General features: G+C 35.3%; 1 pseudogene. It reads right to left on the bottom strand.

Annotated elements, in window-relative coordinates:
• Positions 1 to 247: pseudogene (locus JEM65_RS23040) on the bottom strand (Arm DNA-binding domain-containing protein); the annotation flags it as partial.
• Between the last annotated feature and the right edge of the window lie 735 nt (positions 248 to 982).

The raw sequence follows: 982 nt of genomic DNA, 5'->3' as shown, positions 1-982 counted from the left end.
ATCTTTGATGTATCTTATTGAGTTTAGAGGTTATCATATCCATATATGTGTTAAGCATATCGGCATCGTGATTTCTTCCCATCACGCGTGAGGAACGTTTGTTCCATTGGTTATCCTCAATTTTTCTATTGATACTCATCTCAGAGCGCTTGCCATTAGCTGTGATTCTTAAATATATATCACATTTATTGCTCTTTTTGCTTCTGCTTTTTCTAATGAAAAAAGTACTGCTAAACCTGTCTTCCATAATGCAGCTATTAAATTGCACACTAAATGTACACTAATGACCAGTAATATGCAAATTCTTAAAGTTTTCAAATATCTGGAAAACAGATAATTATAGTGAATTAGTGTGCAATTTTTAAGCGAGACCTAAGGACACCGAATTGCACACTTTTTAGATGATTTAGTGTGCAATTATCTGACATCAAATAAAATGAAAAACCCTGTAAATCATATGATTACAGGGTTTTTGGTGGGTTTTGATNNTAGTTTCAAGAGCAAATCAAAGCGCTTCACTCCCTATGTCAACATTTACGATGTCTCTAAGCTGACCGCCGCTGACCAGGGCTTTCAAGAGACATTTAGCTTCCCTACCTAGTAGAGACTAGCAAATCTTACTGTGATTCAGATTATGCAGCTAAAGCGTAGTTATTCTCGCCGTTTAAAAGTTTGAAATAGTCTTTTACGTGTTTCGATTTCATTACACGACGTGCTTACCGTTCAATAAATCTCGCTGTCAAAACCAGTCGACCCCAATTTAATGAAATAGTAAAAATTGTGTTGCGCTATTGACTTCATTCCAATACTTGGGTTCTTTAGCGCTAACGCGGTTGCAAAGTTATCAAAAAGTTTCTTCTAATCCTGTAACCTTCCAAACTTATTCCAAAAAGTATGCCATATTAAAATGAACGACATCATGTCAATCTGGCTTCTTTCTAATTGAATTTGTTGATTTAATAACATCAGTGTCCGGTAAAAC

The sequence above is a fragment of the Gelidibacter salicanalis genome (assembly GCF_016469035.1).
GTDB lineage: Bacteria > Bacteroidota > Bacteroidia > Flavobacteriales > Flavobacteriaceae > Gelidibacter > Gelidibacter salicanalis_A.
This window is presented reverse-complemented; position numbering and strand designations above follow the sequence as displayed.